Source organism: Ornithinibacillus sp. FSL M8-0202 (genome assembly GCF_037975285.1).
GTDB lineage: Bacteria > Bacillota > Bacilli > Bacillales > Amphibacillaceae > Ornithinibacillus > Ornithinibacillus massiliensis.
Map to the genome: position 1 here is coordinate 3,962,626 of NZ_CP150248.1, position 18,791 is coordinate 3,981,416.

Below are 18,791 nucleotides of genomic sequence, written 5' to 3' on the forward strand. Positions count from 1 at the left end.
AAAGAAACTGGATTTCCAGCTTCTCTTCTTAGTCTTTATAATGTTGATTTTTCAGCTTTCTCTTTTTGTTCCTTTAATACTGCTTTACGAGAAAGATTTACTCTTCCTTGGTGATCAATTTCTTTTACTTTTACCATAATTTGGTCACCAATTTTCACTACATCTTCCACTTTGTTCGTTCTTTCCTCAGCTAATTCGGAGATGTGTACTAATCCATCTTTACCTTTAAAGATTTCTACAAATGCTCCAAATTTTTCAATGCGTTTCACGGTCCCTAAATAAACTTGACCTATTTCCACTTCTCGAACGATATCTTCTATAATCTGTTTCGCTTTTTCATTCATAGCTGAATCAGTAGAAGAAATAAACACACTACCATCCTGCTCAATATCAATTTTTACACCAGTTTCCTCAATGATTTTATTGATTTGTTTTCCACTTGGTCCAATAACATCACGGATTTTGTCTGGATTAATTGACATCGTTAAAATCTTAGGAGCATATTTTGATAATTCGTTTTTCGGTTCACTTATTGTTTGCATCATCGAATCTAAGATCTGCATACGACCTTTCTTCGCTTGTGTTAATGCTTCCTCTAGAATTTCTTTCGATAAGCCATCGATTTTAATATCCATTTGAAGCGCTGTAACACCTTTTTCCGTTCCAGCAACCTTGAAATCCATATCGCCTAACGCATCTTCCATCCCTTGAATATCGGTTAGGATCGTATAATCATCACCTGATTTAACAAGACCCATTGCAATACCGGCAACTGGGGCTTTAATCGGAACACCAGCATCCATCATTGCCAATGTACTTGCGCAAATACTAGCCTGTGAAGTTGAACCATTGGATTCTAACACTTCAGATACTAAGCGAATCGTATATGGGAAATCTTTTTCAGATGGAACAACTTTTTCAAGTGCCCTCTCACCTAATGCACCATGTCCAATTTCACGACGACCAGGTCCACGCATTGGTCCTGTTTCCCCTACACTGTATTGTGGGAAGTTATAATGATGCATGAATCGTTTAGATTCCTCTAAATCTAACCCGTCTAAGATTTGAACATCTCCTAGAGCTCCTAGCGTACATACACTTAAAGCTTGAGTTTGTCCACGTGTAAATAATCCTGAACCATGTGCACGTGGTAGGACACTAACACGTGATGATAATGGACGAATTTCATCTACTTTACGGCCATCTGGACGAATTTTCTCTTTCGTAATTAAGCGACGTACTTCTTCTTTCACCATTTTATCTAAAATAGCGCTCACTTGTGAGATAACATCCGCTTCTTCTTCTTCGTATCGTGCCAAAATTTCTTTTTTCACTTCACTAATAGCATCTTCTCTAGCATGCTTTTCTTTTACTTGAATAGCAGCAAGCAACTTATCCTTTGCTTCTGATTCAACTTTTTCTAGTAGAGCACTATCATATTCAAATAATACTACTTCTGACTTTTCTGGTTGGATAGCTTGTACAATTTCTTCTTGGAAAGCAACTAAACGTTTTATTTCCTCATGCCCAAACATAATCGCTTCCAGCATGACTTCTTCTGGTACTTCATTTGCACCAGCTTCCACCATATTGATAGCATCCTTTGTACCAGCGACTGTTAATTCAATATCACTTTTTGCCTCTTGTTCAATTGTCGGGTTAATAATGAACTCCCCATCCACGCGTCCAACATGAACCCCTGCAATTGGCTGTTCAAATGGGATATTGGAAATGGAAAGTGCAATAGAAGACCCAATCATCGCAGCGATTTCAGTAGAGCAATCTTGATCTACACTCATTACAGTACTAATTACCTGTACTTCATTACGATATCCATCTGGAAATAGCGGACGAATCGGTCTGTCAATCAATCTTGATGCTAATATTGCTTTCTCACTAGGTCTACCTTCTCTTTTAATAAAACCACCTGGGATTTTACCTACTGCATATAGTCGTTCTTCATAATTAACTGTTAACGGGAAGAATGGTAAATCCTTTGGTTCTTTCGATGCGGTTGCAACGGCGAGTACTGATGAATCACCATATTGCACCATACAAGCACCATTTGCTTGCTTTGCTAATTCTCCGATTTCTACAACGAACGGTTTACCGGCGATTTCTGTGGAGAATACTTGTTTATCTTCTGCCATTATTTATAGTACTCCTTTCATAAAACACTTCTATTCTTATATTTTATACTTAATGAACAGGAATGTAAATTTCGTCTATGTATGAACGTAGAAAAAAAGCAGGATTACTCCTGCTTTTTACATTATCTACGTAAGCCAAGCTTTTTAATTAGTTCACGATAACGTGTAACGTCTTTATTACGTAAGTAGTTTAGTAAGTTACGACGTTTACCAACCATTTTTAAAAGACCACGACGTGAATGATGATCTTTTTTATGAATTCTTAAGTGATCATTTAATGTATTGATTTCTGCAGTTAGTACAGCAATTTGTACTTCTGGAGAACCAGTATCATTCTCATGTACTTTGTATTCATTAATGATTTCATTCTTACGTTCTTTTGTAATAGCCATGTTAGGCCACCTCCTAAATTCATTGATATCCCCTGTCCCCTAGCAAACGTCGGAGTTTCGATTTGCCAAGCGAAGGTTTTAACTGTTATATCTTACAACTTTTTGAGCAAAAAAGCAAGGGATTAATAGAAACAATCCCATCTTTTACTTAAATTTGTTTAGATAAATAGTTTCGGATTAATTGTTCATCTTGTTTCATTTGCTCGATTAATTCTTCTACTTGATTAAATTTTTCCTCATTACGGAAGAACTTATACCACTCAATGACAATTTCTTTACCATATAAATCATCGTGAAAATCTAAAATGTTCACTTCAAGTGATAGGTCCGTACGATTTTCTGTAAAAGTAGGGTTTAGACCAAGACTAGCCATCCCATTCAATCGTGATCCGTTAATCATTACACCTACCGCATAAATCCCCGGCTTCGGAAGTAACGCTTCTTCGGAATAGTCTATATTAGCAGTTGGGAAACCAATTTCTCTTCCACGTTTATCCCCTTCGATTACGGTACCACTCGTTACAAGTGGTCTTCCTAACAGTTCCGTTACCTTCTCTACCTCACCATCAGCTAATAGACTTCTAATCCTTGTAGAACTCACCTTTTCATTATCGATGGAAACTTGGTCAATAACGGTATACCCAAACTTACCACGAGAATACATCTCGATATTATCCATATTCCCTTTACCTTTATGGCCATATGTAAAATCAAATCCAGCAACTACATGTTTAATATGTAATCCGATAATAAAATGATCGATAAATTCTTGTGGTGATAACGATGATAATTGTTTATTAAAAGTCACGATATATAATCGGTCAACCCCAAGGCGCTCTAAAACCTCTTGTTTTTCTTTAAGCGGGGTAATGTACTTTACATCATGGTTATTTTTCAAAACGACAGAAGGATGTGGATAGAACGTAATGACTGCACTTTCCATATGTTCCTCTTCTGCTTTAGATACTGCGTGTTTAATTACTGTTTGGTGACCTTTATGGATACCATCAAAGAACCCTAAAGCAACAACCGTCTCCGGCAATTCATTTGCTTGCATCGAATGGGGATAGGTTAATTCAATTGTTTTCATGTTTTCACCTGCACTTCCGTTATTCGTTAAATACACGAATTGGCTTAATCTCATCTTCCTTTTCAGGATGTATCGTGTAGATTGCCAATAATTCTTCACCATACATTACTTTAAAAGGCTTCGTTTGCAACACTTGGTCTGGTCTTTTGAGTTTCTGACCATTCAATACTTTTCGCTTTACATTATCATCAACATAATACGTATCTAGATGGGTCAACCCTCTAGTAATTGGTAAAAGTAGTTCTTGTCCTTTTCCTACTAAGCATGCATTTTCGATGGTATCAAAATCTACTGTATCATTCTTTTTAATATCACCGGTTTCTTCCCGTACTAGCTGCGACATATGTGCCGGATAGCCAAGTTTTTTTCCTATGTCAACACATAAGGTCCGAATATACGTCCCTTTCGAACATGTCACTTGGAAACGAATGACTTCATCATCAGTTGGAAGATACGTAATCTCATGTATCGTCACCTTTCTTACAGGACGCTCCACCTCTTGATTAGCACGTGCATACTCATATAGCTTCTTCCCTCGAACCTTTACAGCTGAATACATCGGAGGAACTTGTAAGATTTCTCCCTTAAAAGATTGTAACACGTTTTTAATTTCCTGTTTAGAAGGAAATTGTTCTACGCTTACTTTTTCGATTATCTTTCCATGTGCATCTTCCGTTTCCGTTGCCACACCTAACGAAAGCTCTGCCACGTATACTTTTGTAGTATCCGTAAGAAATTGGACGATTTTAGTTGCTTGACCTATACATATTGGTAAGACACCCTCTACCTCTGGGTCAAGTGTTCCTGTATGACCAACTTTTTTTGTTTTAAATAATTTCCTGACTTTCATCACACAATCATGTGACGTGAAACCTTTTGGCTTCCAAAGTGGTAAAATACCATCCATTCCATTATAACCCCCAAAGGTCTATACTTTAAGCTATTTCAAAATTTCCTTATGTAAAAGGGAATGAGACAATGGGGTTATACTAAAATCCAAGCAATTGTATTTGCTTCATTGAAATGCTACTTAAACCTCAGTTGTCCCAAATCTCTACCCTTTTCCTAATAAAAATCTGACCCAAAGGAGCCAGATTTTTATCCGAGACATATTCACTTATTGCTTATTTATATCACGTAATATCGTTTCAATACGATTTCCATATTCAAGTGCTTCATCAAATTCAAAGGTAATTTCTGGTGTTTTTCTTAAACGAATTCGATTCCCAATTTCTGAGCGGATAAATCCTTTCGCCTTTGCAAGGCCAAGTAATGTATCCTGTTTCTTAGCATCATCGCCAAGAACAGAAATATATACCGTTGCTTGTTGCAAGTCACCTGTCACTTCAACATCGGTCACTGTTACAAAACCAACACGGGGATCTTTAATTTTTCTAGTTAAGATTTCACCAAGTTCTTTTTTCATTTGCTCTGCAACTCGATTAGCTCGTAAATTACTCATAGTAATCACCTCTTTACTTAAACACATGTATTCCCGATTGCTTATACGACTTCCATCGTAGTAATCGTTCTTTCCAATTCGGAATACGTATCGATAACTCGAAGTACTTCCTGCATTATTTGCTCACCATGGGTACGCTCATTGGTTATCGTAACAACACCAAGCTTTGTTCGTTGCCATAGATCATGATAATCAAGCTCCGTTACTGCGACATTGAAATCATTCCGCAATTTAGCCATTATCCTTTTGATAACCGAACGCTTATCCTTAAGCGAGTGACCATCATACATCATGCATTCTACTTCAAGATAGAAGATCATTTCCGTTCAATTTCCTCCATGACAAATGCTTCGATGATGTCGCCTTCTTTAATATCGTTATAATTTTTGATCGTTATACCACACTCATAGTTTTGTGCGACTTCTTTCACATCATCTTTAAAGCGTTTCAATGTATCGATTTCACCTTCGAATATAACGACACCATTACGGATTAAACGAATGCCCGCATCACGTGTAAGTTTTCCATCCGTTACATAACCACCGGCAATTGTTCCAACTTTAGAAACTTTGAATGTTTCACGTACTTCTGCTTGCCCGATAACTTTTTCTTCAAATTCAGGATCAAGTAATCCTTTCATTGCGGATTCAATTTCTTCAATAACTTTATAAATAATGCGGTGAAGACGAATATCCACTTTTTCATTCTCAGCAGTGCTCTTAGCATTTGCATCTGGACGAACATTAAAGCCGATTACAATAGCATTAGAAGCAGAGGCTAAAATAATATCTGATTCTGTAATAGCACCTACACCTGTATGGATAATCTTAATTTTAACACCTTCCACTTCAATCTTTTGAAGTGAAGAAGCTAACGCCTCAACAGAGCCTTGAACGTCCGCTTTAATAATGACATTGATTTCTTTCATTTCACCTTGCTTAATTTGCTCGAAAAGATCATCCAAGCTAACCTTATTTGTTTCAGAGCGATTTTCTTGGATTTGTTTTTGTTGACGAGCTTCTCCGATTTGACGGGCAGTTTTTTCGTCATCAAATACAAGGAATTGATCTCCTGCTTGCGGTACATCATTTAATCCAGTAATCTCTACCGGAGTAGACGGACCTGCTTCTTTTACACGTTGACCAAGATCGTTAACCATTGCACGGACACGACCAAATGTATTACCTACAACGATCGGATCACTTACGTGTAATGTTCCATTTTGAACTAATAAAGTTGCTACGGAACCGCGACCTTTATCAAGCTGTGCTTCAATTACGGTACCAGTTGCATTACGATTAGGATTTGCTTTTAGTTCTTCAACTTCTGAAACAAGGATAATCATTTCTAGAAGATCATCGATTCCTTCGCCTTTAAGCGCTGATAGTGGAACGAAAATTGTATCCCCGCCCCAATCTTCAGGAACCAATTCATATTCTGTTAATTCCTGCATAACGCGATCTGGGTTTGCTGCTTCTTTATCCATTTTGTTAACAGCAATAATAATTGGAACTTCCGCTGCCTTAGCATGGTTAATAGCTTCAACTGTTTGTGGCATGACACCATCATCTGCCGCTACTACGATAATCGCGATATCTGTTACTTGCGCACCACGTGAACGCATGCTTGTGAATGCAGCATGTCCTGGTGTATCAAGGAAAGTGATTTTTTTACCATCTTTTTTAATTTGATAAGCACCAATATGCTGTGTAATACCACCAGCTTCACCAGCAGTAACCTTCGTATTACGAATAGAATCAAGTAATGTTGTTTTACCATGGTCAACGTGCCCCATAATCGTTACAACTGCAGGTCTCTCTACTAAAGCTGATTCGTCATCTTCTTCCATATATTTATCTAGGTCTGTATCTTCTAGAATAATTTCTTTTTCTACCTCAACATCATACTCAGCGCAGATTAACTCGATAGCATCGTCATCAAGGTCTTGGTTTTTGGTTGCCATAACACCAAGGAACATTAGCTTCTTAATTATTTCCGAAGCTTCCTTATTTAGCTTATCAGCTAGCTCACTAACTGTAAGTGTTCCAGAATATTTAATTTCTTTTGGTGTTTCCTTAACAGCAGGCTGCTCGACAAACTGCTTATTCTGCTGTTTGTTCTTTTTATTCTTTGGTCCTTTATTCTGCTGTTTATTATGATTAGGTTTTGGTTTGTTATGGTTCATTTGTTTTTTATTATGTTGTTCTTGTTTATTACTATTCGGTTTTGAATTCAAATTAGTTCCTTTTTCTTTCTTCGTATCCTGGTCATTTGACTTCTTCTCAGGACTTGATTGTTTTTCTGAAGGATTACTTTGGTTTTTCGAGAACTTTTGATCTAGTTTCGCTATCGTGTCGCCTTCAATCGTAGACATGTGATTAGAAACTTCAATATTATTCTCTTTTAAAAAGGTTATAACATCCTTGCTTGTAATATTTTGCTGTTTTGCATATTCATATACACGCATTTTACGCATACGTTCACCCCCGAATTTATTTACCCGAGTAGAGATTCTAGTTTATTTGCAAAACCTTCATCTAATATTGCAATAGCTACTCTATGGGATTTTCCGATAGCATTTGATAATGTTTCTCGATCATCGGATACAATCACATATGGAACGCCATATGTGTGACATTTATCTGTCAGTTTTTTACGTGTTTGGGGACCTACATCATTTGCTATAAGTACTAATTTTGCTCTAGTTTTTTGTATGTCTTTAACAATCGTTTCTTCCCCTGTAGAACATTTACCGGCTCGAAATGCTATCCCAATAATATTTAAATAATTACTTTTCATGATTATCACGAACAAATGCTCTTAGTTCTTCATAGATGGATGCATCTATTTGTACATTTAAATGCTTACTAAGTACACCTGTCTTCTCTGCCTTATTAATGACTTCTAGGTCTTTTGTTAAATAAGCTCCTCTACCATTTTTCTTTCCGGTAGCATCTACAAAGACCTCTCCATCTTTATTCCGAACAACACGGATTAACTCTTTTTTAGGCTTCATTTCATTTGTTACTACACATTTACGCTCTGGAGTTTTTCGTTTTGCTACCATACATTTCTCTCCCCTATTCGAATAAATCCTCTTCGACAGCTGCGTAATCTGTATCGCTTTGCTCTGTTAACAGGCCTTCTTCACGAGCTTCTGTTTCACTCTTAATATCAATCTTCCAACCGGTTAGCTTAGCTGCAAGCCTTGCGTTTTGACCGCGTTTTCCAATTGCAAGTGATAACTGATAGTCGGGAACAATGACAGTAGTAGATTTCTCTTCTTCATTGACTAGTACTTCAATGACTTTAGAAGGACTTAGTGCATTAGAAACATACACTACTGGATCTTCTGACCATTCTACTATATCAATTTTTTCCCCTTTTAATTCATTCACAATTGTTTGTACACGTTGCCCTTTTTGGCCAACACAAGAACCAACCGGATCAATCTCCGGATCCTCTGCAAATACTGCAATTTTAGAACGATCTCCCGCTTCTCTAGCTACAGATTTGATTTCAACAATTCCATCATAAATTTCAGGAACTTCCATTTCAAATAAACGTTTCAATAAACCTGGATGTGACCTAGATATAAAGATTTGCGGTCCTTTACTCGTGTTTTCAACTTTTGTTACGAACACTTTAAGGCGATCATGAACCTGGTATTCTTCGGTTGGCATTTGTTCAGACTCAGGTAATTTCGCTTCAATTTTACCTAAATTCACATATACGAATCTAGGGTCAATGCGTTGAATAATACCGGTCATGACATCTTCCTCGCGGTCTGAATACTCACTGAAGATAACCCCTCGTTCAGCCTCACGCACACGTTGTGTAACTACTTGCTTAGCAGCTTGTGCAGCAATTCTACCAAAATCCTTTGGTGTTACTTCAACTTCTATAATATCTTCAATTTCGTAATTAGGATCAATTTTCTTAGCTTCCTCCAACGAAATTTCTTGTTGATTATCCAATACTTCCTCTACAACTGTCTTACGTGAAAACACACGCATCGTACCAGATTTTTCATCTAATTCAACACGAACATTTGTAGCGGATTTAAAATTCTTCTTATAAGCAGATATTAATGCAGCTTCTAGAGCTTCAATTAAGATCTCCTTATCAATACCTTTTTCTTTACCTAAATTTTCAATTGCATCAAACAATTGACTACTCATTTTCCTCTTTCCCCCTTATAATGTAACTGCGAGTCTCGCTTTTGCAATTTTCTCAAATGGTATCTCTACTTGCTGCTTACGTGTTTTCACTTTGTATTCAATAGTAGCAATATTATTTGAGAAATTTACTAGGATACCTTCGTATGCCTTTTCACCATTAATTGGTTCAAATAACTTTACATAAACATTTTTGTTTATACTTTTAGCAAAGTCTTCCACAGTTTTGATGGGGCGTTCCACTCCTGGTGAAGATACCTCTAGGAAATACGCTTCCTGTATAGGATCAACATCATCTAGCTTTTCACTCAATTGCTCGGACACTTCGCCACATTCGGTGATGTCTATTCCGCCTTCTTTATCAATAAAGACTCTTAAAAACCAATTTTTTCCTTCTTTTACATATTCAATATCGACTAACTCTAGATTCTTTTCTTCTAGTATTGGCCTAACTAGTTCTTCTGTTGTTTTGACAACCTGAGAGCTCAAGTCTAACCCTCCTCCTTTTAACTCTAGCTGTACTTACTATATCTTATTATTGACTAACTGCCTATTTTTCATTTAAAAAGATAAACCAATATAAAACCCTTGCCAATAGGCAAGGGAATGTTACACAACGTAGGCAGATTACGAAGAAAGAGTGGGAATGCCCACTCTTTTGTCCGATACTATCGATACTTACTACTAAAATATACCATAAGTAATATGGCTATGCAAGAAAATAACGAAGAAATAGCCCTTACATTTCTTTATTTGGAAAATAAATCAACTAAGGATTCCCTACTATGATTAGTTTCGATTTTTAAATAATTTTGTAAAGCTTTTTGAAGGGAGGCCTTTGTAGTTGCTTTACCACCGAATTCTACATCTAGTTTAATCATATTGCGAACAATCTCTGGACTTAAACCAGTGATAACTAATTTACTTCCCATCATACCTACACCATCTAGCAATTTTAGGAATAATCGAATTGCTTCGTTGTCCATTTCAGCTATGCCAGATAGATCCATAATCAGTGTTTGGATTCTCATTCGACCAACTTCAAATAAGACTTTCTCCTCGATTACATTTGCCCGATTCGTATCAATCGTACCGATCAGTGGAAGAATACTAACGTCTGGCGTTATCGGAATTATTGGTACAGAAAGGTTATTTACTAATTTTTGCTGTTTCTCAATTAACTCATCTTTATACTTGGAATAGCTAATAAAAAAGCTATTCGTGAATGAGTCGACCAGCTCATTATATATACTTGTTTCTGTATAGAAGTTTTCACTACTCTTTACCTTATGACCTGTTAACGTATCAAAATGGTATAAAAACTCCCAAAAAGTTTTTCGGATTGCTCGAATCCACTCCAATTTGAAGCTGAGCGTCATGGCATGCTTAGCCCAAACTATGCCTTCTTTTTTCGCAAACTCTTCTACTTCATTAAGCTTACCATCTACGATTAAAAGTACAAGTTGATGTGCATTATCTAGTAGATTTATATTACCAATTACATGTATCTCATTAATCTTATCTCGTACATTAACAGCAACACTAAGTAACCTTTCTTCAAATGAAGGTCGATTTAAAACTAGAAACTCATGAAGATCTTCACTTTTAATCAAATTAGGCACTAGACACACTTCCTTCTATAATTTGAAATTATTGTATCTGGATACAAACGTTATTTTCAAGCAAAATTATAGGTAAAACTTACTACAGCTAGGGTAGATGACATAGAAAAAAAGAGAGGTAGCACCCCAATGTATATACCACATTAAGTCACCTCTCAAACCTAATTCAAACTATAGTTAGAATAATGAAAGCTGGTTTTTCTCTTCCATGCCTTCTAAACAACCATGATTATCTAAATACTCTAGTATTGTTTTAGAAATTTTACTTCTTTCCCGCAAATCTTCCTTGGATAAGAATTCTCCCTCTTCTCTTGCTTTTACAATGTTGATAGCCGCGTTCGTTCCTAGTCCTTCCACTGCATTGAATGGTGGAATTAACGTATTACCTTCTACAACAAATTCACTAGCCTTCGATTTATATAGATCCACTTTTTGGAACGAAAATCCACGCTCACACATTTCAAGGGCAACTTCTAAAACCGTTAATAAACTCTTCTCTTTAGGTGGAGCATCATTTCCTTTTGCATTAATCCCTTCTATACGTTTGCGAATAGCTTCCGATCCTTTAACCATTGTGTCCAAGTCAAAGTCACTTGCACGAACAGTAAAGTAGGCAGCATAGAAGAAAATTGGATAATGTACTTTGAAATAAGCAATACGTACTGCCATTAAGACATAAGCAGCCGCATGGGCTTTAGGGAACATATATTTAATCTTCTTACAAGATTCAACATACCAATCTGGTACATTATGCTTCTTCATTTCCACAATCCACTCATCCTGCAGGCCTTTCCCTTTACGTACAGATTCCATTATCTTAAAGGCAAGTGATGCTTCCAACCCTTTATGCATTAAATACACCATAATATCATCACGACATCCAATAACCTCTGGTAATCGACATATACCATCGTTTATTAATTCTTGGGCATTCCCCAACCATACATCCGTACCGTGCGATAGTCCGGAAATAATAACTAATTCAGCGAAGGTTTTTGGTTTTGTATCTTCTAACATCTGACGAACAAACTTTGTCCCAAATTCTGGCACACCTAATGTACCTGTCTTACTATTAATTTGTTCTGGCTTAACACCTAACGATTCCGTACTTGAAAATATTTTCATGACCTCTTTGTCATCCGTTGGAATCGTTTTAGGATCTATTCCACTTAAATCCTGAAGCATACGAATGACGGTCGGATCATCGTGTCCTAGTATATCAAGCTTCAACAAATTATCGTGAATCGAATGGAAGTCAAAGTGTGTGGTTTTCCATTCACTCTTCCGATCATCTGCTGGGAATTGAATCGGTGTAAAATCATAGATTTCCATATAGTCAGGCACTACAATGATACCACCAGGATGCTGACCAGTGGTACGTTTCACCCCAGTACAGCCTTTCACTAGCCGATCAACTTCTGCATTTTTAAAGACTAGGCTCTTATCCGATGCATAGCCTTTTACATAACCATACGCAGTCTTTTCCGCGATTGTACCAATCGTACCCGCACGATACACATAATCCTCCCCAAATAATACCTTAGTATAATTATGGGCTTGTGGTTGGTATTCACCAGAGAAGTTTAAATCAATATCGGGTACTTTATCTCCTTTAAAGCCTAGGAATGTTTCAAATGGTATATCCTGTCCATCCTTATTAAGTGATGTTCCACAATTTGGACAAGCTTTATCTGGTAAATCAAATCCACTAGCATACGAACCATCCGTAATAAATTCATTATAATGGCAATCTGGACATACATAATGAGGTGGTAAAGGATTAACCTCTGTAATTTCGGTCATCGTCGCTACAAAAGATGACCCAACAGATCCCCTTGAACCGACCAGATATCCATCATCTAGCGATTTTTTTACTAGTTTATGAGAAATTAAATAAATAACAGCGAACCCATTGCTAATGATACTATCTAACTCTTTCTCTAAACGATCTGTTACGATTTTCGGTATGTCATCACCATAAATAAACTTTGCTCGTGAATAGCATAAGTTTCTAATTTCTTCATCGGCACCTTCTATTTTCGGTGTATATAAGTCATCCTTAACCGGGGAAATCTCTTCTATTTCATCGGCAAGTGCTTGTGTATTTCCAACGACAATTTCTTCTGCCTTCTCTTTTCCTAAGAAGCTAAAACAATCCATCATCTCATTAGTTGTTCGAAACGGCGTATCAGGTAATGTAACACGATTTAAAGGATTACCCGCTTGTGATGCAATTAAAATTTGCCGATACATTTTCTCGTGATCGTCAACATAATGAACATTACCACTAGCGATTACTTTTTTATTCATTCGCTCCCCTAGCGCCACTAGCTTGTTAATGATATCCAAAATTTGCGCTTCATTTTGAACAAGTTCTTTCTCTAAAAGATGGGTATAGTTACTTGGTGGCTGTACTTCAATATAATCATAAAATTCAGCGACCTTTTCTGCTTCTTCGGCTGATGTTTGCATCATCGTTTCAAACACTTCACCTTTATCACAAGCAGTACCAACTAAGATTCCCTCACGATGCTTTTGTAAAACAGATCGTGGAATACGTGGTACCCGGTAGAAATAATCAATATGAGCATACGATACTAATTTATATAAATTCTTTAATCCTTCTTGTGTTTTGGCAATTAACGTACAGTGGAAAGGTCTTGAGCGTTGGTACGCATTCCCCTCACCCATATGATCATTCAGTTGATTATGGTTCGTAATCTCTTTGTTTAGAACAGCTTGAACCAACTTCCATAGTAAATAACCCGTAGCTTCCGCATCATAAATAGCGCGGTGATGCTGTGTTAATTCAATGTCTAAATGCTTACATAGCGTATTTAATCGGTGGTTCTTTAATTCCGGAAATAGGAAACGAGCTAACTCTAGCGTATCAATTACTGGATTAGTTACTTTCTCATAACCAATTTTATTATATCCTTGATTTAAAAATCCGATATCAAAGCTTGCATTATGGGCTACAAATACTGCGTCACCACTCCAGTTATAAAAATCTCTTAAAACGTCATTTACCTCTGGCGCATCCTTAACCATATCATCGGTAATTCCCGTCAAATCTATTGTTGTCTGAGATAGCGGGTGATGTGGATTAGCAAACGATTCAAAGCGATCAACTATTTCTCCTTGATGAATTTTTACTGCTGCAAGTTCAATTATCGTATCATATACAGCCGAAAGTCCGGTTGTCTCCACGTCAAAAACAACATAGGTTGCGTTAAATAAATCGACATCACTTTCGTTATAAGCAATCGGAACACCATCATCAACCAAATTTGCCTCTACCCCGTATAGCACTTTAACTCCGTGCTTCTTACCAGCACTATGCGCCTCGGGAAAGCCTTGTACTCCTCCATGGTCAGTAATCGCTATCGCCTTATGCCCCCATTTAGCCGCTTGTTCTACAAGTCTAGCCGGTGAAACGACCGCATCTAGTTGACTCATTGTGGTATGAGCATGAAATTCAACTCGCTTTTGGCCCTCCTCAGCGGTATCCTGGCGTGAAGCAACTTGTACTTCATGCATATCATTAGCCATCATGGCTAATTCGTTAGAGTACATATCTGTTTGAATACTTCCCCTTGCTTTAATCCACATTCCTTTTTTAAGCTGCTCGAACTTCGCTGCATCTTCGTCGTTTCTTGAGAACATTTTAATTTGTAAGGAATCCGTATAATCGGTAGCCTTAGCAATCAATAGGCTTCTTCCAGATCGTAATTTGCGGATTTCAACATCAAATACATAGCCCTGTACAGTAATCCGTTTTTCTTCCTCTTGGATTTCTTGCATCTCTACTACATCATCTTGGATTTTATACCCTATGCCAAATGGCTGATTTTCTTCCACATTTCGATCTTTATCTCGTTTTTCTTTTTCTTGTATCGTTTTTAGAATGAGTTTTTGGTCTTCAAGAGACTTTTGCTCACGAAACTTCTGAATCTCTTCCATTTCCGTTTTGACATCCACTGTTAATGGGTAATAGGAGATTCCAATTTTTTGACAGAAAGCTTTGAAATTCTCATCTAAACGTTTCTTTAAAGCAGTCGCCTCTGCCTCATTTCTAGCAGTTAACATAATCTTATTACCGTTAACTCTTGGTTTTTGATTAAAAACTAAATCTCTGTATGCTGGAGATATATCTGGTGTTAACTGTAAAAATAATTGCCAATAATCACATAGCAATTCTTCACTACAGTGATTATCTCCTGGATAGAGGGTTAATTCTATTGCGGCAAGCTGCTGGAATGCATGCTTTAGTCTTGTTAACAGCTCTTGATAGATCTTGGAAGGGAGAACCTTTTCAATTTCAATATGAAAATGCCATATTTTTTTTATCTTAAAGATTTCTAGTTTGGCTAATGAACTGTCTTGAAAATACTGTTGAACATGCTCCCCAGGCATTTCAATTTGCTGGAGCAATAATTTCATTTTCTCTTTTTTTGATATGTCCATTCTTATATTCCTCCTGCCTCTTAAGCAAATCAGGATATTATGAAACGATGGAAACCCTTGTCATTAAAATGAAGACAAGGGTCCCAGTTACGCTACCTATTCTATTTCTATACTACCTTCTTTAATCAATAGATACAACCATTTAGTAATGGTAATATTTTTTAATTTACTATACCTTTCAAGTTAACGGCAAGTGGTTAAATGTATCAACTACTTACAAGAACAATCGTTGTATATCATTCCAGGTTACAATAATCATCAGTAGCATTAGTAGCGCAAAGCCAACAAAGTGGAATATCCCTTCTTTTTCTGGTGCCATTGGCTTTCCGCGTACTAGTTCAATTCCAACGAATAACAGCCTTCCACCATCAAGTGCTGGTAACGGAACAAGGTTAACAACCCCTAAGTTAATACTTAAAATCGCTGTCAACATTAAGAAATTCATAAAACCAGTTTGTACCACTTGATCTGTTGCATCATATATACCAACTGGTCCAGACAGTACATCAATACCTAGCTGACCTGTTATTAGCATCATGAGGTTCGTTAAGATCATAGAAGTTGTTTCATAGGTTCTTTCTGCACCATACTTAAAGGAACCCCAGAACGTTTTTTCCATTGCCTGGGTAACACCAATCTGGCCAATTGGTTCTCCTTCTCCCTCTATTGGAGCTACTTCTTTCGGAACTACCATTAAGTTAAGTGTCTCACCATCACGTAATACCGTCATTTCGAGTTCTTCACTAGGATTTTCCCGTACAATGGTAGTAAATTCTTCCCAAGTGGATATCGATTGCTCATCTATTTGAATAATCTCGTCATTTGCTTGGAATCCCGCTTCTTCAGCAGGACTACCGGATTGTATTTGGCTTATTCTTGCCTCATCTACCGGAACACCTTGAACAACACCAAGTATAATAAAGATAACGATTGCTAAAAGAAAATTCATCATTGGACCAGCAAACAATTGCATTGCTCGTTGGCCAGGTGTTTTCGATGCAAATTGTCGATCATATGGCGCAATTAACGTTTCTTTTTCGTCCATTACAAATAATGCCTTACGATCTACATCGAAATGTAAAAGCTCATCTTCTTCATCAATTTCATAACCTTGAATGATTAATTCATGGTCTAAATCCACTTTTTCTACTTCAATTACTCTGGCATTGGGGTGCTTCGATTTGTTGTTTACAATTATCTTATTTACTTTACCTTCATCATCAAATTCCAAACCGATATGATGACCTGGCTTTAATTCGATAATTTCTGGATCTTCTCCTGCAACCCGCACATACCCACCAATTGGAAGTAATCGAATTGTGTATAAGGTATCATTTTTCATAAAGGCAAATATTTTCGGTCCAAATCCAATTGCAAACTCACGTGCTAACATACCAGCACGCTTTGCAAAGATCAAATGTCCCAATTCATGGACGAATACTAAAAGCCCAAACATAAATATAAACGCAATTACTGTTGTCAAGCCTAACACCTTCCTTTATTGAAGTAGAAAAAAGTATCTAAACCTCACTTAGTTTCCAGCCATTAATTGTAGGATTAAATGGAGAACAGGAAATACAAATATAGCACTATCAAACCTATCCAATATCCCACCGTGTCCTGGCAAAATTTTCCCTGAATCTTTAATGTCGTAATGACGTTTAAATGCTGACTCAACTAAATCTCCAATTTGACCAAAAACGGAAACCAATATCGAAATAATAATTATCGCCGTTATGCTATATGGAAAGCTATAAATCAGATGAAAGATTACCCCAACTACTACCGCAAGGATAATGCCACCTACAGCTCCTTCGATTGTTTTGTTTGGGCTTATCTCTGGCCATAATTTATGCTTTCCTAACGCCCGTCCTGCAAAATATGCCCCCGTATCCGTAGACCATATTAATAAGAAGGCAAAAAAGATATAGGCTAGTCCATCACTACCATTTCTTGTTTGGAGTAAATAGAAAAACCCCATTCCAACATAAAATACAGCTAATAAGACAAAGCCGACATCATCAAACGTAAATTTGTTTTTTAGTAATACTGTATAAGCAAGTAATACAAAAACAAATACTACGATTATTTGTGCAGTGTTATTAAGGAAAGAAATGGAAAAGTCTACATCCGCTGCCGGGAATAATAGTAACCACAATAATAAAATAGCTAGTATACCCGGAGGCGAAAACCAATTTATTTTATGCATTTTAAGGAGTTCGTACAATCCTACCGTTGCTAATAAATATACGACAATCGTAAATGGCTCATTACCAATTATTAAAAGTGGTATAAATAAGATTAGTGCGATAACTCCTGTCAGAATTCGTTGCTTCATATATGATACATCACCTTAAATACCTCCAAATCGCCTAGACCTATTCTGATAGTCCATAAGTGCTTCGACAAATATTTCTTCATTAAAGTCAGGCCATAATACATCCGTAAACCAAAACTCTGTATAGGCTAATTGCCAAAGGAGGAAGTTACTAAGTCTTTGTTCTCCGCTCGTACGAATTAATAAATCCGGATCTGATAAATGATTAGTATATAAATATTGCGATAATCGTTCCTCGTCTAATTGTTCAAGAGAAAATTTTTCTTCATCAAAATCCTTCATGATTAATTTAATGGCGCTTAATATTTCATCTCTACTTCCATAATTCAATGCAAAGTTTAGTAATAATCCATCATTATTCTTCGTTTTTTCCTTCGCATACCTTACCGCTTCTTTCGTATAATCTGGTAAGGAATCAAAATCACCTATCGTCTCAATACGTACATTATTTTTCATTAGATCAGGTAAGTAAATATGTAAAAATTCCTTAGGTAATCGTAATAAGTATTCTACTTCCTGTTTTGGCCTTCTCCAATTTTCAGTTGAAAAGGCAAATAAAGTTAGAACCTTGATGTTGTATTTAACGGCCGTTTCAACCGTTTTTTTCACGACATCCATCCCTGCTTTATGACCTGCAATTCTTGGTAGGCCCTTTCGTTTTGCCCAGCGCCCGTTTCCGTCCATAATAATCGCTACATGTTCTGGTACGTTGGTTAACTCTTCAGTTTGTATAAATCTTTCTTCATTCTTCGATTTAAAAAAAGGAAGTTTCATTGGCATAGTTCCTCCGAACACTGGTGTTAATGCATTTAGAAATTCTATAATATGTATGTATCATACCTAACAGATATGACTGGACATATTATTACTATATTTTAACATAAAATCGTTCACTCTTTACTATTAAACATCATCAAATGTATAAATCTCATTATACCGTTAATGAAAAGAGAATACAAAAGTGGCTGGGACAAAAGATTTACCATAAAGGAAAAACCGAATGATGAGCAAGGACCACGCTCCGGAAATATACTTGCGGTTGCTTCCAGCACAGGGGCGACATCTGCTCGATAAAACCATCGCAGTGTCTAC

The 18,791-nt window shown here is 36.8% G+C and carries 17 protein-coding genes; 1 reads left to right on the top strand and 16 read right to left on the bottom strand.

Annotation, left to right across the window (positions count from 1 at the left end):
* Window positions 1–35: 35 nt before the first annotated feature.
* The 16 genes from MKY78_RS20150 to MKY78_RS20225 form a co-directional block, all read right to left on the bottom strand.
* Complete coding sequence (locus tag MKY78_RS20150) at window positions 36–2,150, bottom strand: polyribonucleotide nucleotidyltransferase (protein WP_339215241.1); 2,115 nt, start codon at window positions 2,148–2,150, stop codon at window positions 36–38.
* A 122-nt stretch (window positions 2,151–2,272) separates the two neighbouring features.
* Window positions 2,273–2,542, bottom strand: coding sequence for a 30S ribosomal protein S15 (gene rpsO, locus MKY78_RS20155; RefSeq protein ID WP_339215242.1), 270 nt, complete (start codon window positions 2,540–2,542; stop codon window positions 2,273–2,275).
* A 148-nt stretch (window positions 2,543–2,690) separates the two neighbouring features.
* Complete coding sequence (locus MKY78_RS20160; RefSeq protein WP_339217985.1) at window positions 2,691–3,632, bottom strand: bifunctional riboflavin kinase/FAD synthetase; 942 nt, start codon at window positions 3,630–3,632, stop codon at window positions 2,691–2,693.
* A gap of 19 nt (window positions 3,633–3,651) precedes the next feature.
* Entirely contained in the window at window positions 3,652–4,539 is an 888-nt protein-coding gene (truB, locus tag MKY78_RS20165) for a tRNA pseudouridine(55) synthase TruB (RefSeq protein WP_339215244.1), read from the bottom strand.
* A 210-nt stretch (window positions 4,540–4,749) separates the two neighbouring features.
* Window positions 4,750–5,094: a 30S ribosome-binding factor RbfA gene (gene rbfA / locus MKY78_RS20170; RefSeq protein ID WP_186868713.1), complete on the bottom strand. Its 345-nt coding sequence runs from the start codon at window positions 5,092–5,094 to the stop codon at window positions 4,750–4,752.
* A gap of 41 nt (window positions 5,095–5,135) precedes the next feature.
* On the bottom strand, window positions 5,136–5,414 hold the full coding sequence (locus MKY78_RS20175) for a DUF503 domain-containing protein (protein ID WP_339215245.1): 279 nt from the start codon (window positions 5,412–5,414) through the stop codon (window positions 5,136–5,138).
* Entirely contained in the window at window positions 5,411–7,570 is a 2,160-nt protein-coding gene (gene infB / locus MKY78_RS20180; RefSeq protein ID WP_339215246.1) for a translation initiation factor IF-2, read from the bottom strand. The genes MKY78_RS20175 and infB overlap by 4 nt, the downstream gene beginning before the upstream one ends.
* 20 nt (window positions 7,571–7,590) lie before the next feature.
* Window positions 7,591–7,893, bottom strand: coding sequence for a ribosomal L7Ae/L30e/S12e/Gadd45 family protein (locus MKY78_RS20185; RefSeq protein ID WP_339215248.1), 303 nt, complete (start codon window positions 7,891–7,893; stop codon window positions 7,591–7,593).
* On the bottom strand, window positions 7,883–8,161 hold the full coding sequence (locus MKY78_RS20190) for a YlxR family protein (protein ID WP_339215250.1): 279 nt from the start codon (window positions 8,159–8,161) through the stop codon (window positions 7,883–7,885). Before MKY78_RS20190 ends, MKY78_RS20185 begins: the two co-directional genes overlap by 11 nt.
* 13 nt (window positions 8,162–8,174) lie before the next feature.
* Window positions 8,175–9,275 (bottom strand): transcription termination factor NusA, encoded by a 1,101-nt coding sequence (gene nusA, locus MKY78_RS20195; protein ID WP_339215252.1) that lies wholly within the window; start codon window positions 9,273–9,275, stop codon window positions 8,175–8,177.
* A gap of 15 nt (window positions 9,276–9,290) precedes the next feature.
* Window positions 9,291–9,761: a ribosome maturation factor RimP gene (rimP, locus tag MKY78_RS20200; RefSeq protein WP_339215254.1), complete on the bottom strand. Its 471-nt coding sequence runs from the start codon at window positions 9,759–9,761 to the stop codon at window positions 9,291–9,293.
* A gap of 260 nt (window positions 9,762–10,021) precedes the next feature.
* Entirely contained in the window at window positions 10,022–10,894 is an 873-nt protein-coding gene (locus MKY78_RS20205) for an STAS domain-containing protein (RefSeq protein WP_339215256.1), read from the bottom strand.
* Between the two features lie 177 nt (window positions 10,895–11,071).
* Window positions 11,072–15,361, bottom strand: a complete 4,290-nt coding sequence (locus tag MKY78_RS20210; RefSeq protein WP_339215258.1) for a PolC-type DNA polymerase III — start codon at window positions 15,359–15,361, stop codon at window positions 11,072–11,074.
* 214 nt (window positions 15,362–15,575) lie between these two features.
* Window positions 15,576–16,844, bottom strand: coding sequence for an RIP metalloprotease RseP (gene rseP, locus MKY78_RS20215; RefSeq protein ID WP_339215260.1), 1,269 nt, complete (start codon window positions 16,842–16,844; stop codon window positions 15,576–15,578).
* A gap of 48 nt (window positions 16,845–16,892) precedes the next feature.
* Complete coding sequence (locus MKY78_RS20220) at window positions 16,893–17,699, bottom strand: phosphatidate cytidylyltransferase (RefSeq protein WP_339215262.1); 807 nt, start codon at window positions 17,697–17,699, stop codon at window positions 16,893–16,895.
* A gap of 15 nt (window positions 17,700–17,714) precedes the next feature.
* Window positions 17,715–18,479, bottom strand: a complete 765-nt coding sequence (locus MKY78_RS20225) for an isoprenyl transferase (RefSeq protein WP_339215263.1) — start codon at window positions 18,477–18,479, stop codon at window positions 17,715–17,717.
* A gap of 162 nt (window positions 18,480–18,641) precedes the next feature.
* Here MKY78_RS20225 and MKY78_RS20230 point away from each other — a divergent pair, with 162 nt between their 5' ends.
* Window positions 18,642–18,773 carry a hypothetical protein gene (locus MKY78_RS20230; protein WP_339215265.1) on the top strand — a complete coding sequence of 44 codons (132 nt, stop codon included), beginning with the start codon at window positions 18,642–18,644 and terminating at the stop codon, window positions 18,771–18,773.
* Window positions 18,774–18,791: the final 18 nt, after the last annotated feature.